Source organism: bacterium, from assembly GCA_019695305.1.
In the GTDB taxonomy this organism is placed as follows: domain Bacteria; phylum UBA10199; class UBA10199; order UBA10199; family JAIBAG01; genus JAIBAG01.
This window is the reverse complement of sequence record JAIBAG010000009.1, coordinates 17,456-41,227: the sequence shown is the minus strand read 5'-3', so window position 1 is coordinate 41,227 and position 23,772 is coordinate 17,456. Positions and strand designations below refer to the sequence as shown.

21 protein-coding genes are annotated in these 23,772 nt (G+C 41.3%); 4 read left to right on the top strand and 17 right to left on the bottom strand.

Annotation, left to right across the window (positions count from 1 at the left end; all coding sequences use genetic code 11):
* The first annotated feature begins 220 nt into the window (after positions 1-220).
* The gene (locus K1X76_05940) at positions 221-529 is read left to right on the top strand and encodes a hypothetical protein (GenBank protein MBX7148609.1); all 309 of its coding nucleotides are present in this window, start codon (positions 221-223) and stop codon (positions 527-529) included.
* On the opposite strand, the gene K1X76_05935 is transcribed toward K1X76_05940, so the two are convergent.
* From K1X76_05935 to K1X76_05925, 3 genes are all read right to left on the bottom strand, one after another.
* A complete protein-coding gene (locus K1X76_05935) occupies positions 526-1,314 on the bottom strand; it encodes a hypothetical protein (GenBank protein MBX7148608.1) in 789 nt (262 codons plus the stop codon). The two genes, K1X76_05940 and K1X76_05935, sit on opposite strands and share 4 nt — an antisense overlap.
* Before the next feature lie 245 nt (positions 1,315-1,559).
* Positions 1,560-2,798, bottom strand: coding sequence for a hypothetical protein (locus K1X76_05930; protein MBX7148607.1), 1,239 nt, complete (start codon positions 2,796-2,798; stop codon positions 1,560-1,562).
* Positions 2,795-3,775, bottom strand: a complete 981-nt coding sequence (locus K1X76_05925; protein MBX7148606.1) for a PrsW family intramembrane metalloprotease — start codon at positions 3,773-3,775, stop codon at positions 2,795-2,797. The genes K1X76_05930 and K1X76_05925 overlap by 4 nt, the downstream gene beginning before the upstream one ends.
* A gap of 84 nt (positions 3,776-3,859) precedes the next feature.
* On the opposite strand from K1X76_05925, the gene K1X76_05920 reads away from it, so the two are divergent.
* The 3 genes from K1X76_05920 (at position 3,860) to K1X76_05910 (ending at position 9,161) form a co-directional block, all read left to right on the top strand.
* Positions 3,860-5,104, top strand: coding sequence for a hypothetical protein (locus K1X76_05920; GenBank protein MBX7148605.1), 1,245 nt, complete (start codon positions 3,860-3,862; stop codon positions 5,102-5,104).
* Between the two features lie 63 nt (positions 5,105-5,167).
* On the top strand, positions 5,168-7,816 hold the full coding sequence (locus tag K1X76_05915; protein MBX7148604.1) for a DUF2339 domain-containing protein: 2,649 nt from the start codon (positions 5,168-5,170) through the stop codon (positions 7,814-7,816).
* Positions 7,809-9,161: a DUF3999 domain-containing protein gene (locus K1X76_05910; GenBank protein ID MBX7148603.1), complete on the top strand. Its 1,353-nt coding sequence runs from the start codon at positions 7,809-7,811 to the stop codon at positions 9,159-9,161. Before K1X76_05915 ends, K1X76_05910 begins: the two co-directional genes overlap by 8 nt.
* Here the strand turns inward: K1X76_05910 and K1X76_05905 are convergent.
* The 14 genes from K1X76_05905 to K1X76_05840 all read right to left on the bottom strand — a co-directional run bounded on the left by K1X76_05905 (position 9,158) and on the right by K1X76_05840 (position 23,713).
* Entirely contained in the window at positions 9,158-10,309 is a 1,152-nt protein-coding gene (locus tag K1X76_05905; protein MBX7148602.1) for a hypothetical protein, read from the bottom strand. The two genes, K1X76_05910 and K1X76_05905, sit on opposite strands and share 4 nt — an antisense overlap.
* Before the next feature lie 8 nt (positions 10,310-10,317).
* A complete protein-coding gene (locus K1X76_05900) occupies positions 10,318-11,466 on the bottom strand; it encodes a hypothetical protein (GenBank protein ID MBX7148601.1) in 1,149 nt (382 codons plus the stop codon).
* Between the two features lie 58 nt (positions 11,467-11,524).
* On the bottom strand, positions 11,525-12,118 hold the full coding sequence (locus tag K1X76_05895; GenBank protein MBX7148600.1) for a MarC family protein: 594 nt from the start codon (positions 12,116-12,118) through the stop codon (positions 11,525-11,527).
* A gap of 60 nt (positions 12,119-12,178) precedes the next feature.
* Positions 12,179-14,923 carry a pyruvate, phosphate dikinase gene (gene ppdK / locus K1X76_05890; GenBank protein MBX7148599.1) on the bottom strand — a complete coding sequence of 915 codons (2,745 nt, stop codon included), beginning with the start codon at positions 14,921-14,923 and terminating at the stop codon, positions 12,179-12,181.
* 90 nt (positions 14,924-15,013) lie between these two features.
* On the bottom strand, positions 15,014-16,339 hold the full coding sequence (locus tag K1X76_05885; protein MBX7148598.1) for a glycine--tRNA ligase: 1,326 nt from the start codon (positions 16,337-16,339) through the stop codon (positions 15,014-15,016).
* A gap of 103 nt (positions 16,340-16,442) precedes the next feature.
* Positions 16,443-17,273, bottom strand: a complete 831-nt coding sequence (locus tag K1X76_05880; protein ID MBX7148597.1) for a DUF1003 domain-containing protein — start codon at positions 17,271-17,273, stop codon at positions 16,443-16,445.
* Between the two features lie 41 nt (positions 17,274-17,314).
* A complete protein-coding gene (locus tag K1X76_05875) occupies positions 17,315-18,733 on the bottom strand; it encodes a hypothetical protein (protein MBX7148596.1) in 1,419 nt (472 codons plus the stop codon).
* Positions 18,734-18,782: 49 nt separating this feature from the next.
* The gene (locus tag K1X76_05870; GenBank protein ID MBX7148595.1) at positions 18,783-19,469 is read right to left on the bottom strand and encodes a TetR/AcrR family transcriptional regulator; all 687 of its coding nucleotides are present in this window, start codon (positions 19,467-19,469) and stop codon (positions 18,783-18,785) included.
* On the bottom strand, positions 19,459-19,809 hold the full coding sequence (locus K1X76_05865; GenBank protein MBX7148594.1) for a hypothetical protein: 351 nt from the start codon (positions 19,807-19,809) through the stop codon (positions 19,459-19,461). The genes K1X76_05870 and K1X76_05865 overlap by 11 nt, the downstream gene beginning before the upstream one ends.
* A gap of 11 nt (positions 19,810-19,820) precedes the next feature.
* Complete coding sequence (locus K1X76_05860) at positions 19,821-20,210, bottom strand: hypothetical protein (GenBank protein MBX7148593.1); 390 nt, start codon at positions 20,208-20,210, stop codon at positions 19,821-19,823.
* 189 nt (positions 20,211-20,399) lie between these two features.
* The gene (locus K1X76_05855) at positions 20,400-20,906 is read right to left on the bottom strand and encodes a hypothetical protein (protein MBX7148592.1); all 507 of its coding nucleotides are present in this window, start codon (positions 20,904-20,906) and stop codon (positions 20,400-20,402) included.
* Between the two features lie 91 nt (positions 20,907-20,997).
* A complete protein-coding gene (locus tag K1X76_05850) occupies positions 20,998-22,473 on the bottom strand; it encodes a caspase family protein (GenBank protein MBX7148591.1) in 1,476 nt (491 codons plus the stop codon).
* 3 nt (positions 22,474-22,476) lie between these two features.
* Positions 22,477-23,244: a DUF4384 domain-containing protein gene (locus tag K1X76_05845; GenBank protein MBX7148590.1), complete on the bottom strand. Its 768-nt coding sequence runs from the start codon at positions 23,242-23,244 to the stop codon at positions 22,477-22,479.
* On the bottom strand, positions 23,237-23,713 hold the full coding sequence (locus K1X76_05840) for an RNA polymerase sigma factor (GenBank protein MBX7148589.1): 477 nt from the start codon (positions 23,711-23,713) through the stop codon (positions 23,237-23,239). The genes K1X76_05845 and K1X76_05840 overlap by 8 nt, the downstream gene beginning before the upstream one ends.
* Positions 23,714-23,772: the final 59 nt, after the last annotated feature.

Here is a 23,772-nt window from a genome sequence, read left to right as displayed (position 1 = left end):
AAAGAGAATCAAAAAGGGAAGTTTGCCATTATTTTGACACTAACCCCTTAAAAACATGACGCTTTTTGGGGCCATGCGTTAAGATTTTATAGGTTGATGGTTATAAAACCCAATATTTTCAAGGCTTGGCGAGGAGCTGTTTTTTTGAGCTTCTGGCATGGGGTTTGCTTTATATTTAAGTTATTAAACCCATGATGGGTTTGGGAAAAACGAGGGCACTATGAGCAGATGGAAAGACACTTTGTGTGGTTCGGTTATCCTGGGTAATTCCTCCCAACAACAAACCTTCATGCCGTCTCATCAGTCAGAGGTATTGAGCTGTGGCGGTAATTTTTTGCCGCAAAATGCACCTCAAAACTTGGCCACGTTTAAAAAGCCCATGTTCATTACGCTGCCTAAAGATGAACATGAAATTATGGTGTGCCAGCAAAATAATGTCATGCGCTACGGTCAAGATGATGAGGATATTGCTGAAGAGCTTGAGATGATTGAAGCGGCATTGGCTAACAACCCACAAGATTTGGATTAAACAACAAGTGTGGTTTTGATGCGGCTTTTTCCTACCTCAAAAGCTGAATTTGAATCTTTTAATTTGTAAGGCAGGTAACCTAGTGCCATCCACGATTTGTAATTTTTAGAATAAACACTCGATGTAATTTTTCCAATGGCCTTTTTTTCATAATAAATTTCGTCCCCTTTTTTCATTTCTGTATCCGATTTTAAAAGACCAATAATTTTGTTTACATGGCCCTTATAATGAAGTCTGGCGATAATTTCTTGGCCCAGATAGCAACCCTTATTAAAGTGAAGAGCGCGGTCTAACAGCGCCTCCTGTGGCAGGTTTTCATCGTTAAAGTCGATGCCCCATCGAGTAATCTTGTTTTCTATCCGAATACATTCTTGAGTTTCCGGTGGTATTATTTCACCTTCCGGTTTATCTAAATCCCACACATCATATCCCTCTATTCCCAGGCGATCTGTTTTGAAAGAAACCCCCGCTTTATTGGCCCCTAACACATGAAAAACACAAGTAGGGTACGGAATAAGTTCTACACGGGAGAGAGGTGCCATTTTTTTTAGATGCGTGATGATGATAGGTTCGGCTTGGGGAGCGCACGAAAAATAAAATTTATCCTCTTTTTTATACACATACAAATCGGCCAACACTTTGCCTTTAAGGGTTAACAAGAGATTGTAGTTACACTCGCCATTTTTAAGTGTTTTGATGCTGTTCGTAAGTTGCCCATGCAAAAATGTAGCGGCTTTATCGCCTTTTACTTCATAAAAAATATCGGGGACCTCAAAATAAGACATAATTTGTTCTAACCATATTTTAAGAGAGCTGTACAGAGTGGAAGTTTACGGCCAAAAGAGGAAAAGCGTCATGATCCCTCCCAGAAGAAGGCATAACCAAATATTGGGTATAAAATAACCGTAAGCCATTAAGCCTACGCCCAACAGCATATGGCGGGCACTGTTATTTTGCCGGCCGTAACGCCAAGCATAAAAGCCAATAATGCTAAAGAAAATACCGGCAATAAGGGTGTCTAGTTCAAACATTAAAGAGAGTTGTTGTTAGGCTGGGCTTTAGCTTGAATCTCGGCAATTTTTTGCCGGGCCCAATCGCCGCTTGAGGTACGGCCCTGAGAATCATATATTTGTGCCAATTTTTGCAAACCTTCTACATCGGTTGGATGATAATCGGCAATTTTAAGTAAATGATAAATAGCATCGTCGGTGTATTTCATTTTAATCAACAAATTAACCAGGGCTTTTCTAAATTTTAAAACACCGGTAGGTTTGCGTGAAATTCCCTGTTCGTAATAATAAACCGCATCGGTATCTTGTCCTAAAGTTTGATAGGCTGTAGCCAGTCCAAAGTAAGGGTATTCGTACATAGGATCGGCTTCACGCGAATAATTAAAATAGCTGATGGCGAGCTTAGGATCGTTCTTTTTAAGTAAATACAGACCTTCTAAGTAATCGATATAGGCCGTAGGCTTGCCAAGAGCATAGGCTTTATCGAGCCAAATTTTAGCCTGATCTAGTTGATTGTCATCTAAATGCAACGCGGCAATCCATCCAGCCGTTTGAATGTCGGGTTTTATGTCCCAGGCCTTGTTGTAGTATACAATAGCACTTTGAGGTTGCCCTAATTCGTAAAAGGCATTTCCTAATTCAGATTCGTAGCGTGCATATTGCGGATATTTTTCGGCCAAAATTCGCTTTAACTCTATATAGCGATGGTCTTCGTATCGGTTAAAAGCCAATTCCGATTCACAATAAGTAACGTTCTCATCATCAGGTACAGCTGTTTTAAGGCGCTCACACATGAGAACAGCTTCTTTTTCGTTTAAATTATCTAAAGCTGCGTATGCCTGTTTAAGCCAGTCGGCAGGAGTATCTAGAGGGTATTCCTTTTTTTCTGGTCCTTTAAACACGGCTTTGCTTACAAACCAGGGCATATTATTTCCATCTTGAACCAGTGTTACCTTTATCACACCATTAGCCTTGGAACCCGCTACTGGAAAAGCAATAGTGCCATCTCCACCCTGGTTGTTATACGTAAAGCTGCCACCAAGATTTGAACCATACACAATGTTATCGCCCAAAGTAGCAGCAACTTGTGGATGGGCCAGCAAAAACTGCTTGGCCGTATGAGTTGCTGGAAAATCGCGCAGCATTTTGGATTTGTAGGTGTGTTTAAAAATGAAAGCGCCAATAAAAAAGGTAATGTAAGCTACAATTACCAAAACAGTGCGTAAAATATTCCCTTTATTATTGTTAATTTTTATCATGGATTTTTTGCCAGCAAGCTTTTAATTTTGCCTCTAAGTTCTTCGGCTGTTTTTTCGAGTGCCGGTCTTTTATGAGTAGGTGATAAAAAAATACGATTACGAGTAAATGCTAGGCTCGTGGTAAGATCTATATATTTATCTTTAGGAACATGTTTTTCCAGCCAATGATCTTTGGATCGGGCAAAATAGGATTTAATAAAACTGATGTGTTCAGGAGGTATAACTCCATTTTGAGATTCAAATAATAATTCCTGTTCGATAATGGCACTTTCTTTATAAACCGAAATTTGAAACATCAAAAACATAGTGAGCATGATGATGGGTAGGCCAATAAACGGAACTAATTGTAAAACGCGATCTTGAGAAAGAGAGGCTTCGGTGAGAAGAGCGTTCCAAAAAGAATGGACCATCATGGCCAACATAAGCCCCACCAAAAAGGTGCCTATTTTTTCAAGCCATTTATGACGGTATGAGTAAGCAACTGCAGCACCAAAAAGGCCTGTAGCACTAGCATGAACCCCTGCCGATAACAGACTACGGGTATAAATATTGTCAAACCAGTTAAACTGCCCTCCCGACTTATATACATTGGTGAAATAATAGATATTTTCGGAAAATGCAAAACCAAGCCCCACTACGGCACCGTAAAAAATACCATCGGTAACAGTATCAAACTCGTCACTTAAAATAAAAAACAGTAACACAACTAAACCTTTGTTAATTTCTTCAACAAAGGGGGCTACAACAGCGGCCGAAAAAAATTCACTGCCCGATTCGGTCATTACAGAGTAACCAATAGCAGAAATAGCGGTATTGATAACAAAAGAAAACCCAACCGAAAGGGTGGCTCCGCCTAAAAAAGCAAGCCCCGTGTGGAGAAGTGGCTCGGGTTCGTAACGATCGAGCCAGCGTAAAAAAAGAACATAAACAGACACAGGAATAAAAGCAGCAATAACAGAAAATAGAAAAATATTCATAAAGAATAAAAATATCAAATTTTGAATTAATTAACAAACAATTAATGTTTAATACGGTCAAGGTATGATAGGGTATATCCCTACATGAAACGCTCTCTATTTTTTATTCTGATTGTCTGCTTTCTATCGTCCTGTAATTTTGAAGATGTATTTGATCCTTTTGGTATATTTGGTGGCAATAATGGAGAAGGAGATCCTATTCGTGAAATAGGGGGAAATCCAAGCCCTGGTTCTCAAACTATTTATGCCTCGGCTAGCCTTGATGATATGTGTGTGGATGATACTATTTGTGGCCCTCCATACGAAGTGATTGCCGATACCTACAGGGATGTGGGCAATCAGGAGGAACTTACAAGCGATGTATGTGACTTTGATTATGATGCCAATGCAATTTCTACTTTTGTTTTAAATAGTGTGGATGCCGAGGTTAATGGGCTAGAGCTTCTTCTTTCCAAAGAAGACCTTTTCTTTATTGCCTGGACCTCGGTACGTTTTAAGATCAATCCCTATTTTTTAATGGGCGTTCTTTCGGCCGAATCATCAGGCAATTGTGCAGCGGTTTCTTCATCTAATGGTGAAGGTTGTTTTCAAATTACCAATACTTTTGGCCAGGCACAGCTAAACGATAGCTATCCAAACCGAGTGTCGGGCTGGTTTTGGACAGATCGTGACAGCGATTACTATGAAGATGATCTTTTTGTAGATCAGGAATCCTATTTTGGTGAAATTCCCTCAAGCGATCAATTTAGACTCACACTAGACCCATCTCAACACGACATAGACGGCACCGATGTATCGAGTGTGGTGAATTTTCCGCATGGAGTTATTGCGTCAGGACTTTATTTTTACTGGCAACAGTATCTTTTATTTAACACGTACAATTTTGTGGAAGACAATGCTGTAGATCTTTTTCAAAGTGATGATGGCAAAGCATTGTGGCAAGCTGCTGCTTATAATGGTGGTGCCTATGGCGCCGCCAATGCGTTGGAAGTTTATGGCAGTGACTTTTTAGACCATATGCATGATGAAACGCAAACTTATGCACCGCGCGTAGTTGATTATTGCAAGGAATATCAGGGGGGAGAGGCCACTTACAGTGCAAGCTATACCGAAGATGATGTTGAGTGGTTAATTGATCTGTTAAGTTACACATATCCCGATGACAGCGACATTGATTGGGACGCAGTAAAACAGGATGTACATGATGTATTTTTTGAAGATGGAACCGAAGCACTGACTTTTGTGGATGATGTGAAAGCCTTAATCTACGTTATTTCTACCCATGTTCCCGAATTAGCCCCCGAATGGCCCGACAGTGGGTCTATTTAAATAAATCATGACTTCGCTTTAAAAAGGGTGTTTAATCTACTCTTTCTTTAATAAGGGGGTATTATGGCTTTTTGGGTTTTTATTGCACTGGTAATCTCAATAATTGCAATTATTAAAAGTACTGGAAAAATTGGACAAAAAGATTTTGAACAAAAAATTTCGCAATTGTACCTAGAAATTGACCGGTTAAAGCAAAAACCCGATAGTGCAATACCGCCTGATTCTGTACAAACAGAAGTAAAGCCTGATAAAACCCCAGAAAAGGCATTGGCTTCTGAGAGTCCCGCTCCCTCTATAAGTGTTAATATACCGCCACCAGCCGCATCTACTACCCCCAGGTCAATACCGGTAATTCCTAGAAAACCTGATCCTGTTACAACATTTATTAAAAATTTTTTTACTGGAGGAAATTTGGTGTTTCGCATTGGAGGTATTGTTCTTTTTTTAGGTATTGTTTTTTTAGTAAAATATGTTTCCGATCGCGGACTTTTCCCTATTGAATATCGTTTGGCTATGGCAGCCCTTATGGCTTTAGGCTTGCTGGGGCTGGGCTGGTTTTTACGCAAAAAAGGGCAATATGGGCTTTTTTTGCAGGGCCTAGGGCTGGCTGTATTTTATCTCACTATTTTTGCCTCTTATAGGCTTTATCATCTAATTCCTGCCGGATTTACTTTTACGCTTCTTGTTATTACCGTGGTGATCAGCGTTTTACTTTCGGTAGTTCAACGTAATAAAGCGATGGCTATTACGGGTTTTTTAGGTGGATTTATGGCGCCCATTTTGGCCTCTACCGGATCGGGTAACCATGTGGCGTTATTTGGATATTATGCTGTGCTTAATTTGGGTATTTTGGGTGTAGCTTATTATCAGTCGTGGCGAGTTCTTAATTTGATTGGTTTCTTTTTTACCTATGGTGTTGGCACTATCTGGGGATTTAAATATTATACTCCTCAAAATTTTAGTACGACCGAACCATTTATTTTGCTCTTTTTTACCATCTTTTTTGCGGTTTCCATTTTATTTGCCATAAAAAAGACAAACGGAAAATCTAATCCTGTTGATGCTACACTGGTTTTTGGTACGCCGCTCATTACTATTTTTTATCAATCTCTCGTTTTTGAAAGTAATAATGCTCTTGCCATTTTTTCAATTTTATTAAGTGCGCTCTATATTACTGTAGGGCGGCTAATGTGGAACAAATATGCCGAAACGCTAAAGCTTATTGTGCAAGGTTTTGTGGCCCTAGGCATTGGCTTTTTTACACTCGCTGTTCCACTCGCTTTGGATAAGTCGGCAACCAGTATTGTTTGGGTAATAGAAGGCTGTGGTGTTGCCTGGATGGGGCTTAAGCAGGCGCGTATTTTGCCACGTTTGGCGGGTTTTTTGTTAATTATTATGGGGAGTATTAGGGTTATTGAACTATTAACAAAGGATCATGGCCATACACTGTTTGTGAACGAAATTTTTGTTGTGTTCCTTATTTTAGCTATTGGGCACTTATTTTTTTCGTACCAATATTTTAAAAACAAAAATGTTCTTAAGCCAGGAGAAACATTTTTTTATGGGTGGTGTGTATTTTTTGGACACTTTTGGTTTAATTTCATTTTTATTTTCGAGCTGAGTAAGCATATTTCATTTGCCTATCTTGATACCGCTATACTCATTTTTATAGCAACATCAATTCTATTTTGGCAATTTGTGTCGGTAATTTTAAAATGGGAAAATATTAAATGTTTTGTTCCTCTTGTTTTCCCGGCTAGCGTTATAGGTATGGTCATAATTGTTGGGGATCATTTTTACAGTTTACCCCAATGGCATGTGGTTTTATCGTTAGCAGCCTGTTTATTGGCGCAATCCTACTATCTCTATAAAAACGATGGAACAACGTATGTTAAGTTGCTTATGCACGCTTTAAATTTGTATGCAGTTTTTCTTTTTGTAGGGCACCTGTTTCAAATTGTGCAAATGACTTTTAAAATGCAACTTTATGCCGCTGATGAATCCCTTTTTATGTTTAAAGATAAATATTATTTTGGCCCCATTTTGGCATTTATATTATCCAGTTTTACAATTGTAAAACTGAGTCATAAAAACTTCTGGCCATTTGCGCAAAAAAGCAATGTCTACATGAAGGCGTTAAACGTGGTTACAGCTGTATTATTAGTTTGGTTTTTTCTGATAATCCCGCACCATTCAGGAGTAAGCGTTCTTCTTAATTCATATTTACCGTTTTTAAATTTTGCCGATTTATTTAGTGTTGCCATTATAATGTTACTTTTTTATTGGATTAAAAGATCTGAAAAAAATGGAATCATAAATTCTAAACAAAAAATGATGTGGATGTCTTGTGTGGGCATTAGCATTTTTGTGTTTCTCAATCTTGTATTGGCACGCACCATTTCATTTTATACGGAGCTTGTATATTCTTCTCAGGTTTTACTGCAAACGCCGCTTTTCCAAGCTCTTATGTCGTTATTATGGACATGTTTTGCAATGGTGTTGATGCTGGGAGGAACAAAAAACAAGAGCCGATTAATATGGCAAGTGGGTGTTGCGTTGCTTTTAGTAACAGTCATTAAACTAGTGGGTGTTGATATGAAGCGTATCGATAGCCTCTATCGTATTATAGCTTTTATGGGGTCTGGAATGCTTATATTGGTTGTGGGTTATTTTTCACCGCTTCCCCCTAAACAGGAGGTAAAAAATGTATAAAATATTACTTGTATCCATTCTTTTATGGTCATTGCCACTGCGTGCTGCTGTTCCGGTGCCGCAAGATTTTGCTTATGGGTATAAGCTTGATGTAGATGCGCAAGCCTCACTTAATAAAATGGAATTACCTGATACAGTTTATCAAAGCACGGTAAATGGCGAATGGGGTGATATGCGGGTTTTTAATGGAGAAAGTCTTGTTGTGCCACATACTCTTGTATCGGGTCAGAAAAGTGTTTTAGGAAAAGAAGTGTTTACGAATCTTTCTTTTTATCCCCTTGATGTAGAACAAGGTAATGAAATGGAAATTGAATATTTTAAGGGGATTTTAAAAACTAAAACCAAAAATGCTGCAGTTACTGGCGATAAAAAAAGGGTGGGGTTTTTAATAGATGCTTCACAGTTAGATTTTAGCCCGGAAAAAATTATTTTAAAATGGGATAGCCCCAGTGCTGTTTTTATGACTCTTGTGAGTGTAGAAGGGAGTGATAATTTAAGTAGTTGGTTTACGTTGTCGGACACTGAAGCTTTAGCGATGATGCAACAAGGTGAGCATGTTTTGGAGCAGCGAGAAATTGATTTATCGGCAAGAAGTGACAAATATAAATACTACAGAATTATATTTCACGATGAAAAACCTATTTTTGATTTAAAGCAGGTTTTGTTTAAAAAGCCGGGTGAGAGTTATTTGCAGGACGCAAAGAGAGTTCGCATAAAGGGTATAAAGCTGGGCGACAACCGCTATGGCTTTGATATGGGCGGCGCTTATCCCTGGTATAATGTAAAAATCAATTTGCCACAAAATAATACAGTGGTTCCTTATTTGCTTTACGCTTCTGGTAAAGACTGGAAGCCAGATGGATTTTATCTGGCTAGCGGGTTTGCTTTTAAGCTGGCAGAGAAGGGAGAGGCTGTTTATTCGAAAACTCAAGCTTTTGAGAGGCTTGCTCGAGGCAGATATTTTATTGTGGAATTTACAGAAAAAGAAGGAGGAGTAGGTTCGGGTGATGTTGAACTGGAGTTGGGATATTACCCGCATGATCTCGTATTTTTAGCTCAAGGGAATGGTCCTTTTACTTTAGCCTTTGGCTCGGCTATTGTTGAACCCGCAACATTTAAGGTTGAAAATGTGTTAGGGACACCCAATGTGACCTTGGGTAAACAAAATTATGGTACGGCTATTATTGGAGAAAAAATAGATTTAGGGGGTCCCGATAAATTGTTAATGCCAGTAGTATCCGATAAAAAAGTGGGTGCTCAAAGAATACTCTGGGGAGCACTTATAGCGGGCGTTTTATTTTTATTTTGGATGAGCCGTAGTTTGTTAAAAGAAATGAAAGGTTAAAAGCGCGCATCTAAGCCGTTATCTCCAGCATCTACCCATACCAAATCGCCAGAAGAAGTGGCGAGCATATACACGATTGCATCCGTGCTGCCATCGGCATACACAACCGGTTGTTCTAAAACACTAGTGGATGAAATAAGCGAAGTGGTTGTAAATGAAGAGAGATCGTTGGCAAAACTAATAAAGGCTGCATCGCCATCGGCTTGACCCACATATCCAAACAGACTGGTGCCGTTTGATACCACAATAACGCCACCCACGGTTGATGTTAACCCCAACCCGCTTACCAATTCGCCATCTTGAGCCGAATCATCTCCTGCGCTTATGGCTGTTGATGCTGCATAGGTAGCGGTATCAACCAAGCGCACAAAAACTTTTTGCCCGCCGGAGGATTGTGTGGCTAACATTATAGTGCCAGCATCGTTTGTAGATACACTCACATCACTTGTAGGAGCATCTAAATCAATTTCGGTAAGGCTATTGTCGACTGTATTGACAACGGTAATGACCTGTTCAGCTTCTACCGTTGAGGTGTTGGCAATATACAAACGGTCATTATCTAAACTCATCTGATTGGGTTCGCCGCCAATAGCAATAGCAGCTACATCTTCTGTTCCATCGCTTGTGTTATAAACAAAAAGATTTCCGTTAGAAACATTACTTACATATAAAAGACCATTTGCTTGATCGACAACTAAATCACCTAATACATCATCGGTATCCGTTGTGCCATCATTGCCATCATCCACGGTAATGGGAGATATGCCAGAGATGGAGAAAGTAGTGCCATCAAAATCCAAAACTGTAATGCGGTTTGTCACTAAATTACCTTCATCGTTAGCAATGGCCCCACTAATAAACAGGCGTGATGTGGTTCCGTCGCTATAAACAGCCGTATGGGCGGGAGACGAAGGGAGTAAATCGTGTATATCTGCGTTACGTTTTCTGGAAATACGAGGCTGATCACCAATGTCATCTTGATTTGTGGCATCAACAGCAATAAGACGTCCTTCATTTTCAAGTACAAAAACACGACTATTGGTTGAATCAACAGCTAAAGAAGCAGGTTCCAAAAAAATACCATCACCCCCGCTGCCGGCGCAGGCTGTAAAAAACAAAAAAGTGCTCAAGAGTGTAAGTTTTTTCATATCTTTTGTTATTCGTAAACAGCTACCAATTTTAGAGTATCCGATCGAATAACAGCAATATTGTTGGTTTCAAAACCTGATACAAAAATATAATCGGTACCATCAAAAGTGCCAGTTGCAAGGGCTAGTGGAAATCTCACATCATCTAAATCGGTATCGTCTTCATCCAGCGAAATACGGGCCAATTCGTTATGTGTGGTTAAATCAAAAACCGATAGAGTTTTATCGTTAGAATTGGTGGCGTAAATGCGGTTAGTTGCGGTATCTACTAAAATCCCATTGGGAGCAGCACCTAAGTCCATAACGTCTACAAACACTTCGGAATCATCAACTACTTCTACAGGATCGGCTGCTGCTGGGAGTAGAGTTGGGTCTAGAATCCAGAGGGAGGCATCGTTACCATCGGTAACATAAAAATTGGAACCATCGTTTACAATAAAACGGGAATTTTCAGGGCCGTCTATTACATGGGTAATGGCATTGGTATCTAAACTCACTACAAACATACGATCAGATCGGTTGGTAATGTAAGCACGGTTATTGGCATCATCAATGGCTACGTTTTCAACATACAGAGCCGTAGCATCAGCAAGACCGGCATCATCGGCTGTTGTTAAATCTACCGTGTTTTGAATTTCAAGCGAGGTGTTATAAATATCGAGTTCGTTATCACATACTACCGTTAACAAACCGCCCGCAGAAAGGGCAATACCAAAAGGGTTTTTGGCAGTGGTGGTTTCGGTATCTAATGTAATAGAGGCTGATCCAATAGTATATTTGGCTAAACGGTCTGATTCTTCATCATCTTCAGCATGTTCGCGAAAGGGGACATAAAGACTGGCACCATCAAATACAACATTTCCTGCATAGTTGGCGGTAGCCAAAGCGGCTGTAGGAGTTAAAACCGGATTATCGGGGTCGGTGCCATCGACGTCAAAAGTGGTTATAGAGCCACCATCAAAAAAGAAATCGACGTTAGAATTAACAACAATAAGTTGAGTGTTAACGGTGTCGTTAATAATGGCAATGGGGTTAGGAATTTCAAAATCATCGGCGGTTACATCTACCGGTACGTCCGGAAAAATATCGCTGCTTTTGGTACATGCCACTGCCGTAAAAAGTGTAAAAACCAAAACGCCTGTTTTGAAGTGCTTCATGAGAGATCAGGCATAGATAATTTTAGAGGCTTTTACAATTGTTTTTTAATCTAATTAGTTACGGTGTTTGGCGGATGAAGTTTTCAATACCATGGCGTATCATGTTCACGGCAATGGCAATCAAAAGCAAATGAATGATTTTAGAAAAGGCTTTTAGTCCCTTAACGCCTATTATTTTTTTAAGAAGGCGGCTTTTAATAAAAAGCAGCGCTGTAAGCATCATAATTGCGGTTAAGGCAGTAAGAGTGGGGAATAGCCCAACAGTTTTAGAAAGCGATAAAAGAGCTGTAATCATGGCAGGACCCGCAATGAGCGGCATGCCTAGGGGCACAATCGCGATATCATCACGATCTTCGGTAGGAGCATGCGTATAACCTAAAAGATCCTGCGCCGATAAAAAGAAAAGTACCAAGCCGCCCGCAATTTGAAAATCGCCCACGGTAATGCCTACCACACTAAAAATAGCTTGCCCTAAAAACATAAAACCAAGCCCCACGCCAAAGGCTGTAAATACAGCCTGAATAGCTACTTTGCGCGCTTGGTCTTCGGTCATGTGTCGTGTCATGGCGGCAAACATAGCGGCTAGTCCTACTGGATCGGCCGCTACAAAAAGAGGGATAAAGGCAAGCAGTAAATGAGTTACAAAATCCATGCCTCTATTGTAGCACGGGAGAGGGCAAAAAAAAGGCCCCTTTTCAGGGGCCTGGAAGTTTTATTTCTTCTTCATTTTCCGTGGGTTTTTTAAGGCCGCATGGGCTGCAGCCAAGCGGGCAATAGGCACACGGTAGGGAGAACAGCTCACATAATCGAGCCCTGCACCATGGCAAAAAATAACCGATTCGGGATCGCCGCCATGTTCCCCGCAAATCCCTAGTTTAATATCGGGACGGGTAGATCTACCTTTTTCAGCACCAATTTTGATCAACTGGCCCACACCTGATTGATCGAGGGATACAAACGGGTCGGTCTTGTAAATTTTTTGTTCCACGTAGGCCGGTAAAAATTTTTGAGCATCGTCGCGAGAAATACCCAAAGCAGTTTGGGTTAAGTCGTTGGTGCCATAGCTAAAAAACTCGGCCTCTTGGGCAATTTCATCGGCTGTAATAGCCGCACGGGGTAACTCAATCATGGTACCAATGAGGTACTTAATTTTTACACCCTTTTCTTTCAGCACTTCTTCGCAAACGCGGATGGCGTTGTTGCGTAAAATAGCCAATTCTTTCACATGACCTACTAAGGGAATCATGATTTCGGGAATAATTTTAAAATTTTCTTCAATGACCAGTTCGCAAGCTGCTTCCATAATGGCGCGTACTTGCATATCGTAAATTTCAGGGAAGGTAATAGCTAAACGGCAACCACGGTGACCCAGCATGGGGTTAAATTCATGCAAGGTTGCATTTTTGCGTTTAAGAATAATGGCATCCACACCAATTTTTTGAGCCAAATCGTTAATATCTTCATCGGTGTGAGGCAAAAATTCGTGAAGAGGAGGGTCGAGCAAGCGGATGGTTACCGGTAGCCCTTTCATTTCACGGAAAATGCCCTTAAAGTCGCCGCGTTGCATGGGTAAAATTTTAGCCAAGGGTTTTTTACGACCTTCGGTGCTATCGGCCAAAATCATTTCACGCACGGCATCAATACGGTCGCTTTCAAAAAACATGTGCTCGGTGCGGCACAAACCAATACCTTCAGCACCAAAACTACGGGCCACTTTACTATCGTGAGGCGTATCGGCATTAGTGCGTACATTGAGCTGGCGGAACTCGTCGGCCCATTTCATAATAATGCCAAAATCGCCGGAAAGTTGAGGCTCAATGGTATCTACTTTACCCAACATTACTTCACCTGTTGAACCGTTCAGTGTAATCCAATCGCCTTCGCGTACAACCTGGTTCGCTACATGAAATTCTTTTTTCTCGGCATCCACATGAATATCGCCGCAACCGGCTACACAGCATTTCCCCATACCGCGAGCTACCACTGCGGCGTGGCTTGTCATGCCGCCACGGGCTGTTAAAATACCCTGGGCTACGTTCATGCCGTGAATATCTTCGGGAGACGTTTCTTCGCGTACTAAAATTACTTTTTCGGCTGCAAGTTCAACAGCTTTATCGGCAGTAAATACCACCATACCTGTAGCGGCACCGGGAGAAGCGGGTAAGCCTTTGGCTACTACATTCTTTTTAGCCTTAGGATCAATAGTAGGGTGCAACAGCTGATCGAGGGCTGCAGGATCAACGCGCAAGATGGCTGTTTCCTTTGTGATGAGTTTTTCTTTGGCCATGTCTACTGCAATTTTAACCTGAGCCTGGGCTGTGCGTTTGCCATTGCGAGTTTGCAACATCCACACTTTGCCTTTTTGGATGGTAAACTCAATATCTTGCATGTCTTTATAATGTGCTTCGAGTTTTTTATAAATTTTAACCAGTGCCTGATAACATTCGGGCAATGTTTCTTCCATGGAAGGCAAGTTTACGCCGCTTCTTTGTTTACCAATAATGTTGATAGGCTGAGGTGTACGAATGCCGGCCACCACATCTTCGCCCTGGGCGTTAATAAGGTATTCACCAAAAAATACTTTTTCGCCGGTGGCAGGATCGCGGGTAAAGGCAACGCCTGTAGCACAATCGTTACCCATGTTGCCGTACACCATCGACTGTACGTTAACAGCAGTTCCCCATTCTTCGGGAATGCCATAAATACGGCGGTATTCAATGGCCCTGGGAACCATCCATGAACTAAATACAGCGCCAATAGCACCCCAGAGTTGTTCTTTGGGATCTTCCGGAAAGGGTTTGCCAGTAATGGATAAAATGCGTTCTTTAAATTCTTTAACAATCTGTTTCCAATCATCGGCCTTTACGTCGGTGTCTTCTTTAATACCGCGTTTAGCTTTCATGTTGGTGATAATGTCTTCTAATTTAGAATGTTTTACGCCCAAAACCACGTTGCAGTACATTTGCACAAAACGGCGGTAGCTGTCATAAGCAAAACGGGCATCACCGCTTTGTTTAATAATACCTTGCACAGTGGTATCGTTTAAGCCCAAGTTTAAAATGGTGTCCATCATCCCGGGCATAGATACTCGGGCTCCCGAACGAACGGAAACGAGCAAGGGATTTTCGGCATCGCCAAATTTGGCATTCATCACTTTTTCGGTTTTAGCCAAACCTTCTTCTACTTGCTTACGAAGTTCGGCAGGGTATTTTTTATTGTTGGCGTAAAAAGCAGTACACACTTCGGTAGTAATGGTAAAACCGGCAGGAACGGCAATGCCCAAGCCCACCATTTCGGACAAGTTAGCACCTTTGCCACCCAGCAAGTTTTTCATGGTTACTTTGCCTTCGGTTTTGCCACCGCCAAAAAAATACACCATTTTTTTGCTGGAGGTTTTTTTGTTAGAAGATACTACTTTTTTAGGTTTGGATGTTTTTTTAATTTTCTTTTTTGCCATAAAATATAACCCACCTCCGTCTCCTCCCTTAACTTAAGGGAGGAGGGCTTTCTTTCCCCTCCCCTTAGATTAAGGGGAGGTCGGGAGGGGTTACCTCTTCAATTTGTCATTTAAAAACTGTTCAATCTTATCGATCGAAATTCTTTCTTGTTTGGTTGTGTCGCGTTCACGAATAGTCACGCATTTATCGGTTTCCGATTCAAAATCGTACGTGGCACAAAAAGGTGTGCCAATTTCATCGTGGCGGCGGTAGCGCTTGCCAATAGAGCCGCTATCATCATATTCGGTTGCAAATTTTTTGCGCAAATCTTGTTCCAGTTTCATGGCGGGTTCCGACAGTTTGCCGGAAAGCGGGAATACACCTAAAGTATAGGGTGCCATGTGGGGCGCAAAACGCAATACAATGCGTTCTTCGCCGCCAACGGTGTCTTTATCAAACGCGTCACAAAGCACGGTTAATAAAGTGCGATCCACACCGGCCGAGCACTCAATAACAGCGGGTACATAGCGTTCTTTGGTGGCTTCATCAAAAATATTAAAATCTTTTTTGGAGTGCGTCATGTGTTGCGTTAAATCATACGCACCGCGGTTGGCAATGCCTTCTAATTCACTAAAACCCATGGGGAATTCATATTCCACGTCTACGCAACCCTTGGCATAATGCGCTAATTCGTCTTTTTCATGTTCTCTAAAGCGCAGTTTTTCTTTTTTAACACCCAGGCTTAAAAACCAGTTCATGCGTTCGTTTTTCCAGTATTCGTACCATTTGGTATCTTCACCGGGGCCGGGTTTAATAAAAAATTCCATTTCCATTTGTTCAAACTCGCGTGAACGAAAAATAAAGTTACGAGGAGTAATTTCGTTTCTAAAACTTTTGCCAATTTGCGCAATGCCAAAAGGCACTTTTTGGCGCGAGGTAGTGAGTACGTTTTTAAATTGGGTAAAAATAGATTGGCAGGTTTCAGGCCGCAAATAGGCAATGCTTGCTGCTTCTTGGTTAGCACCCACATAGGTTTGAAACATCAAATTAAAAGCTCTTGCTTCCGTCAGTTCACCACCACATTCACCCACTTTTTTACTGGGGCGTTCGGGGCAGGGTTGGTCGGCTAATTGATCGGCGCGAAATCGACCTTTGCATTTTTTACAATCCACCATCGGGTCTGAAAACGAGTCAACATGTCCGGAAGCTTTCCAGGTTGTGGGGTGCGCAATAATGGAGGTATCTACGCCTACTACATCGTTCCTAAAATTCACCATGGCATTCCACCACGAATCTTTCACATTTTTGCGAAGGCGCACGCCAATGGGTCCAAAATCCCAAAAACCGTTAATTCCTCCATAGATTTCGCTACTTTGGAACACAAAGCCACGGCGTTTAGCCAAACTTACGATTTCTTCCATTATATTAGTTGCCATGAGGGGTGAGTGGGTAACATTGCCCCCCTGATTGGTCAAGAAAAACTTATCCACAGGCCATCGATTTAACAATGCATTTCAGGCCGTTAGGAGCTGGGGTATATTATTTCTTTTTGCGCAACAGCTTAAGAATTTCATCATTCATGCGGTCTACTTTTTCGTGCAGGTAAGTGATTTCCAGTTCGGCTTTTAAATTTACTTCGTATTCAATATCACTTCTAATTTTATCTTTAGCGGCCTGAATATTTTGTGAGAGGAGTACAAAGATGCTTAAAAAGATGGCCTCTAGCGATACGGCCATGGTGAGAAAACCAAACGGATAGGGGTCAAACGCCGGAATGCCAGGGATGAGGTCCAGATTTACTATTACCCATGCTGTAAAAAAGAGGGCATTAAGAAATAGAAACGGCATGCTGCCACTAAAATCGGAGATAAAATTGGCCAGTTTTTGGCCGCGTGTAAAGTCTTCGATGGCTTCATCGTTGGCATTGCGGGCCACACGGCCGCGTACTAAATCGTTGGCCTGACGGATTTGACCGGCAAGTACCGATAATAAATCGAGTGCGGCTTCGGGTTTTCGTTGTAAAAAAGCAATAAAGTTATCATGCGTGAGGGAAGCTAATACACAATCTTCCAGTGCCGTAGCTGTGGCTGTGCGGGGGCCGCCGTCCATGAGAGAGAGCTCACCAAATAAATCGCCGGGATTAGCTACTTTTAAAATTACTTTTTGCCCCGTGTGGTCACGTACCGATAATTCTACATGGCCACTCACAAGGAGGTAAAGCGTATCGCCAGTATCGCCAAATTCAAATAAAGTTTCGCCCTCGCTGCACACGCTTTCCATAAACAAAAAAGCGAGTTCCTTAATTTCTTTATCGGCCAGTGACGAAAAGAGAGAGGCTTGTTTTAATAATTCGGTATCTAAAAAAGACATACGGGCTCCTTTTTTACTTCTATCACAAATATTTTAGGGAATTAATAGTAAATACGTTGTACCAACTCATCAATAACATCCTGATTGATGAGCTCGGGTGTTATTTTTCCGCTGGTAAGAATGTGCAAGGCCTTTACAAACCGGTCATCGAATTCGGCTGGGTTTAAAGTGTTGCGTGTTTCAAGTGGAACAGCTGTTTGTACTAAATAAGCCAGGGCAACGGCGTATTGTGTAGAAAAAGACGTGCCGCTTACAACAACTTCTTGCGGTATGTCGGGTAATCCGTCTTGGTTGGCATCTTTGGCATACAGATAGGCAGCAACACTATGTTGGTCTTGACCAACAACATCGGGTAAATCTACATAATCGTATGGATACAGCGGAGTAACAGGTGTAAGGCCGGCGCTATCTTCTAAAAAAACTCCATTATCATTTGTTGTAATGTGCGCTTCTCTGGGGTCTCTATTTTGGACATTGTATCCATAATTAAAAACCATGGGTTGATTGCTGGCAGTATGATTTATACTCACAGCATAGACGGTTTCTAAAGGAACTATAAAACCAGTCACAACCGATAAACCGCTTAACTGATTAGTCCATCGTATTTGTGGTTTGCCGGTTTCATCAGCAAAAACTTCCAATGAAAAACGGGCTTCAAAGGGGGCACCTACGTCGTTTGCATAGGCCGATTCATCATCCAGATTTCCGTTTGCGTCTAGTCCGCCTACGGCGACCAGAGCGCTGCTTAACCATGCGGGTGAAAATTGGGTGTAGCCTTTAATATTTATTTTTTTGTGTTTATCATTTTCTGCCACTCTTTCATTTCCACCAGCTTGAAAAAAAGAATATTGAGTGCTGAGCCTCTCCATGGTTTGCATGAGCGTTGTGTTAATTAAACGGATTGGTGATTTTTTTTTGTTTAATGAATGATTTACAAGCCCTTCAACTTTACTTAAACGCATTCTTAAACGCTCGGCTTCGTGTGGCTTTAAGGCAAAATCGACATAATCATCCTGTTTTTTTACAGGGCGCATTCTTAAGGGCAATATATCCCAGTACAAAAGTGGAAGAGGGAATCCTGGTTGTCCCATAGATAAATTGACCAGTCCTGTGGGTTGTGGGGTGCTGAAGATGTGATCTAAGTTTTCGTATATGGAGGATGCGTCATCGAGTCTGGTGGCTATACCAATAGTATTGCTTACAGGAACATCGGCTACACCATCGTGGTTTAAATCCATGGTTAACAGGTTAATAAGTGTTAAAAACCCATGAGGTAAATCCATGGCTAATCTGGGCGTTCCGGCGGTAGAAAATTGGTCGATAACATACACCATGGGGTTATTGTTAGCGGGAACCACGGTGGTTTGAGTACTAGTAAATTCTATGTCTACAATAGGAACATCGGCCACATGCTGTGGCGGCATAGAATAAGTTGGTAAGGAAATATCCCCGTTGCCCATAAAGTATTATCGGACGCCTCAATAAAAAGTTGCTTTAAAAAATAAGGGTTTAAGACCCATTTGAGAACGGCAACAGTTCGCCTAACAGGGCTAAAATATTTTTGCGAATGCTGCCTAAGAGTGGATTTTTGCTTAATTTTAAGAGGGATTCAATCATGCCAAAGCTTTTGTCTAAGAGTCTTAATGTTTTTTGCTGATCGGGCGAATTGTCGTAAATCCAAAAAAAGATGAGCCCCATGTGGTAGAGCCAAAAGAGAGTGGGTAAATGAGGTTTGAGTTCATCAAAAAATACAATGTCGCTACCGGTAATGAGTTTTTCAATATTGGCAATGCTAGCCTCGCGGATAGGTTGCGTTTGAGTGCTAAAGGGCGAGAGCGGGTGTGTGGGGTTAGTGGAAAGCCCGGCTAGTACCGGAAATACTTTACGGTAAGGGAGTGCAAAATCAAATTGCGCCCGCATCAAGTTTTTAAAGCGTGTTTCAAAGCTTGTGCTCTGATTCACCAGTGAATTGACCAATTGCCCCATCACACCCAAATTGCGGTGGTAAAATTCCAGCACAATGGCCTCTTTAGACTCAAAATGATAATAGGTGGCCCCCAAGGCCATGTCCGCTTTAGCGGCCAGCTCACGCATGGTGGTTTTTTCAAAGCCTTTTTCCAAAAAAAGCTGCATGGCACATTCAAACAGTGCTTCTTTGGTTTCAAGTGCTTTGGGTGTTTCTTTTTTACGAGGCATGAGACTCCTTAAACCGTCCTGCGATGAGGAGCAATAAAATATAAGCAAAGGCAAGACTTGCCAATAGAGCGTCCATGTTGCGCCATAGAGCAAGTCCCATATTTTTTACACTATAAGCTTCTAAGTTTTCCCAATAGCGTGGCCAGCAATAGGCGGCGCCAGCCACAAAATAACCTCCTATAAAATGGCGTGTTAAAAAACGGGCCAAAGGTTTGTTGTGGGGTAGAGTATGCTTAAAGCAGCGGCTGGCACTGATATACAGCACCAGGCTGACCGTTCCCACCAGCAGCATTTGACTGCCAAATCTTTTTAAAAAGAGACTAAATGTTAAGATATCCATAAAATCCTTTCTTAAGCCTCTTGCGGGGTTAGTGTGTTTTTACCGTTTTTATTTTTAAAGCGCGACAGCACAAAAATATTGAAAAAGTGCATGCAGCCCAGCACTACCAAAACCGTGCCGATGTTTTTCATTAAAAAAAGAACGGAGTCTACCGAGTTGTCTATATAGATATGGCTCACGCGCAGGTTTACATAACCCAGGTTTACCAGGTAAAAGCCCACGACCAGCAGTTTGTTTACCGAATCGGCCAGGCCTATATTGTTATTAAAAGCATCCAGCAAAAAGACTCGACCATTTTTGAAGAGTGTGTTGGCCACCCAAACAGTAATGAGTAAGCTAATGCTTAAGTATATACCCAAAGTGGTAAGGTTTAATGTATTGTTGACTGTTGTTAATTCCATTGTGTTTCCTTTCTTAAAGTATCAGGACCATCCCTGTACTTTTGAACATGTTCAAATATTTACAGAATAGGCTCGAATTTGTCAATTAAAAAATTGAACATGTTCATTTATTTATTTAAATAACTGATATTATTTAGTATTTTTAGACATTACTTGGCGAAGGAAAAAAAGAAAAAGAGGGGTACAAAATTAATCAAATCTAAATCGAACACCTGCATTAAGTTGCCCCAAGCTAAAAGAATCATCGCTGTTTTTAAACTTAAGGACACTGGTTACACCAGCGCTTGCTGTTACTCCCAGTTTTTGCATAAACCAGTAATCGGTACCCAGGCGTCCTATGGCTACTATGCTATTTTGCCCTGTATAAAAGGCATCTCCAATACCGGCTTTTACATACACATCTAGTTTTTCATTATCGGGATCCAGCAGATGAAGTCCGGCTAGTAAATTAAGTTGGCCCAACTTACGATCATCACGGCCAAAATTATAAACAAATTCACCACCGGTGCCAAAAAATCTAAAAAGTCTCACATAAGCCTCCACACCCAGGCCCGGAGCATATTTTCCCATGTTATCGTTATTGCCAAATTGTGAAGCGCTAAAAAGAGAAAAACTGGGATGGATTTCCATAGAATGCGTTGTTGAAGAAATAAATGTTCCAAACACAAAGGATAATAAAATAAATTTTTTGAGCATGAAGAGAGTGTGAAGAATCTTTTCAAGAAGTGCCAGTATTATTTAACGCTGGTGGAAATAACTCAAAACCATCTAAGAAGAGGGCCAGGCATTAGGGGATATTGAGTGTAGTTGTTTCATCCACAAACGCATCAAACTCGGTGCCGCGGATGTATTTTGCATTTTGCAAACGGCCGCCCTTGCCTTTTTTGGCATACATGGAGGACAGCGGGACCATGGTGCCATCTACAGCTTCTACAAAGCGGATGGAGATGATGAGCATGCCTTTTCTGTTGGGGAAAGGAGGAATTTTTAAGCCTTTACCTACGTCTAAAATTTCACCAATAGCCTGTGCATTTTCACGAATCACCACTTTATTGTTGATTTGTACATCGGTGGCTGCTTCCATGTGAATTTTTTCACCAATATAACTGGTTTTAGAGCTTAAATTTTCCAGCAAACGAACTTTGATAATGGTGCCTTTTTGCAAAATAACTTTTTCACCAGCCTTAGCCGACGAAGCATAACTATACTGAAGTGTGCGTTTAAAGGCGCCCTGAGTGAGCGGTTTTTTAATGGCATCTGTCATACTTATTGTTAAGCTTTGCCCATCAATCACATCAAAATCTTTTTCGTAAAACAAAGTTCCATCTTTTTGTTTAATAGAAAAGCGTCCGGGAGAAACTGCAAATTTCATATTTTGCGCAGATTCTTTATCAAATTCACCCACCATCCATTGACTGTTACGGTCGTAAATATAAAAAGTGCCTTTAAGAGGTGGTGGAAATAACAGATAAGAAGATTTGCTTGTTAAATCGGCCAAAATAATATCGCCTTTGCCTTTAAGCTCGTACAAAAACGTGGGATGCTGAATGGGACCTATAGCTTCGGCCGAATGACGTACCGTGTGTGTGTAGGCATATTGATAGGCTTCATACAGTGAAATGCGGTTATCATGATCACTATCGGCCGCTCCTTTTAAACCAGCCGTAAAATAGTGTGTAAAATAAGATCCAGACAGCTCGTCCGATTCCTGCGAGGTTTCAAGTTCGGTGCTGGAAGTGATAAAAACATCGCCCGAAACTTTAAGTTGATCATCCACCACCACTTCAAAGGGAGCGGCTTTGGTGCCTCCCTTTGTTTGCGTAAAACTGCCGCTATGGCACGAATCGATAACAGCAATTTTTACCTGAGCCGGTACGGTTTTAATTAAATTTTTAAGTTTATCGCTAGGGAAAACGCTATCGCCTAAACGCAGAGTGTTATTATCGGCATGGCCTGAGTAGTAAAAGAAAAAAACAACTTCATCTCCCGACTCTGTGCTTTTTTTGATGTTTTTAGACAGGACACTAAATGAATCGTTTAAGGCAATGGCGTCTTGGTTTCTTAAAAAAACCACATTGTTTTGATTAAAGTCACCCAGGCTTGTGAGTACCTGGTAAACACTGGTGGCATCTTTTTCGGCGTATTGCAGGGCTGCTTTGCCATAACCTCCTGTGTTATTGCCGGCAATGATGGCAAATTTTTTAATGGCGGCGTGGGCCGAAAAACTAATTATGAAAAGAATGAATGTAAGCCAGTATTTCATCAATTATTCGCCCTTATTAAGGATAAGGCTCGAGGTGACTAAACCTAATTTATTAAGAGCCGGTGTTTCTTTCTTTTTAATACTGTCATAAAGCCCTGGAATATTTTTTAATTTTTGTTCCACGGAAGCGTACGATAAATCAGCATCTCCAAAAACCGCTATAATCAGCTCATTATGCGGTGAAGTATCGAGCACAATGCTATCAGGAAAAAAGTAGGGTGTATTTTGTGGAATAGGAATATTGGTGTCGCCTTTATCGGGATAATAACGATTGATGGTTCCATCCGATTCCACTCCCAAAACCACAACATGCGTGTAAGTACCGGGGTTTACATAAAACCTAATTTGATTTCCGGGAGAAACAAGGTCACCGGGTTTTCCTAAAACGGCTTCAGTGCCTTCTTTTATATAGTAGCCAATTACCGGTTCGCCTTTAAAACGTACACCCTTACTTTCAAATAGCACAGGTTTTAAGATGAAGAGAGCGAGCATGGCCATTACCAGGCCGGAAGCCCATCGAAAAGACGGGAGTGAAAAGAAATCGAAGATGGATCCCGACTTCCGCCGGGATGACGACGGGGTGGTTATCTTCTCATAAAAAGGTTCAAACGGATGCGTAACCAAAAAAGCCTTTTGTTCATTGCGAATAGACGCGATCTGTTCTTGGCAATGCGCACACGAGGCTATATGATCTTTTAAGGTCTCATCGCCTGTATTTTCCAAAACATACAGTTCCAAGGCAAAGGAGCTGGGGCATTGATTATTATTCATGATGCTCTCCAAAAAATCTCTTAATTTTCTCTTCCACGCGTTCTAATTTATTAAATATCGTTTTGCGCGAAAGTTGCGTTAATGCGGTAATTTCATCCATCTTCAAATCGTCAAAATAGCGGTAAATAAAAATCTGCTTTTCATCGTCTTTAAGCTTATCTAAAAACTGAGAAACATCCTTTTTTTCAAAGCGCGATACAGGAACAGTTTCCCGGCTATCTTTTTCATCCCATTCATCCATGGGCTTGTTCTTTTTAATAATGCTGAGCGCGCAGTTTGTTACAATTCTATATAGCCACGTATAAGGGCTAGATTCTCCCTTAAACGAATCGCCATAGCGCACCACATTAATAAACGCATCCTGCAGTGCTTCATCGGCCAAAGCCTTGTTTCTTAAAATCTTGAAAGCTTGGGCGTGCAGGGCTCCGGCGTATTTTTCGTAAAGGGTTTTAATGTCCCCTTTGTCCATGTGTTCTCCTTTATCTGACAAGATAACGTGCTGAAATGGGTAACTTTATTTGTCATGGG

What these genes read in the sequence shown, in the direction of transcription:
- K1X76_05940 (MBX7148609.1), top strand. Translation starts at nt 221, where the DNA reads ATGAGCAGATGGAAAGACACTTTGTGTGGTTCGGTTATCCTGGGTAAT.
- K1X76_05935 (MBX7148608.1), bottom strand. Translation starts at nt 1,314, where the DNA reads ATGTCTTATTTTGAGGTCCCCGATATTTTTTATGAAGTAAAAGGCGAT.
- K1X76_05930 (MBX7148607.1), bottom strand. Translation starts at nt 2,798, where the DNA reads ATGATAAAAATTAACAATAATAAAGGGAATATTTTACGCACTGTTTTG.
- K1X76_05925 (MBX7148606.1), bottom strand. Translation starts at nt 3,775, where the DNA reads ATGAATATTTTTCTATTTTCTGTTATTGCTGCTTTTATTCCTGTGTCT.
- K1X76_05920 (MBX7148605.1), top strand. Translation starts at nt 3,860, where the DNA reads ATGAAACGCTCTCTATTTTTTATTCTGATTGTCTGCTTTCTATCGTCC.
- K1X76_05915 (MBX7148604.1), top strand. Translation starts at nt 5,168, where the DNA reads ATGGCTTTTTGGGTTTTTATTGCACTGGTAATCTCAATAATTGCAATT.
- K1X76_05910 (MBX7148603.1), top strand. Translation starts at nt 7,809, where the DNA reads ATGTATAAAATATTACTTGTATCCATTCTTTTATGGTCATTGCCACTG.
- K1X76_05905 (MBX7148602.1), bottom strand. Translation starts at nt 10,309, where the DNA reads ATGAAAAAACTTACACTCTTGAGCACTTTTTTGTTTTTTACAGCCTGC.
- K1X76_05900 (MBX7148601.1), bottom strand. Translation starts at nt 11,466, where the DNA reads ATGAAGCACTTCAAAACAGGCGTTTTGGTTTTTACACTTTTTACGGCA.
- K1X76_05895 (MBX7148600.1), bottom strand. Translation starts at nt 12,118, where the DNA reads ATGGATTTTGTAACTCATTTACTGCTTGCCTTTATCCCTCTTTTTGTA.
- ppdK (MBX7148599.1), bottom strand. Translation starts at nt 14,923, where the DNA reads ATGGCAAAAAAGAAAATTAAAAAAACATCCAAACCTAAAAAAGTAGTA.
- K1X76_05885 (MBX7148598.1), bottom strand. Translation starts at nt 16,339, where the DNA reads ATGGCAACTAATATAATGGAAGAAATCGTAAGTTTGGCTAAACGCCGT.
- K1X76_05880 (MBX7148597.1), bottom strand. Translation starts at nt 17,273, where the DNA reads ATGTCTTTTTTAGATACCGAATTATTAAAACAAGCCTCTCTCTTTTCG.
- K1X76_05875 (MBX7148596.1), bottom strand. Translation starts at nt 18,733, where the DNA reads ATGGGCAACGGGGATATTTCCTTACCAACTTATTCTATGCCGCCACAG.
- K1X76_05870 (MBX7148595.1), bottom strand. Translation starts at nt 19,469, where the DNA reads ATGCCTCGTAAAAAAGAAACACCCAAAGCACTTGAAACCAAAGAAGCA.
- K1X76_05865 (MBX7148594.1), bottom strand. Translation starts at nt 19,809, where the DNA reads ATGGATATCTTAACATTTAGTCTCTTTTTAAAAAGATTTGGCAGTCAA.
- K1X76_05860 (MBX7148593.1), bottom strand. Translation starts at nt 20,210, where the DNA reads ATGGAATTAACAACAGTCAACAATACATTAAACCTTACCACTTTGGGT.
- K1X76_05855 (MBX7148592.1), bottom strand. Translation starts at nt 20,906, where the DNA reads ATGCTCAAAAAATTTATTTTATTATCCTTTGTGTTTGGAACATTTATT.
- K1X76_05850 (MBX7148591.1), bottom strand. Translation starts at nt 22,473, where the DNA reads ATGAAATACTGGCTTACATTCATTCTTTTCATAATTAGTTTTTCGGCC.
- K1X76_05845 (MBX7148590.1), bottom strand. Translation starts at nt 23,244, where the DNA reads ATGAATAATAATCAATGCCCCAGCTCCTTTGCCTTGGAACTGTATGTT.
- K1X76_05840 (MBX7148589.1), bottom strand. Translation starts at nt 23,713, where the DNA reads ATGGACAAAGGGGACATTAAAACCCTTTACGAAAAATACGCCGGAGCC.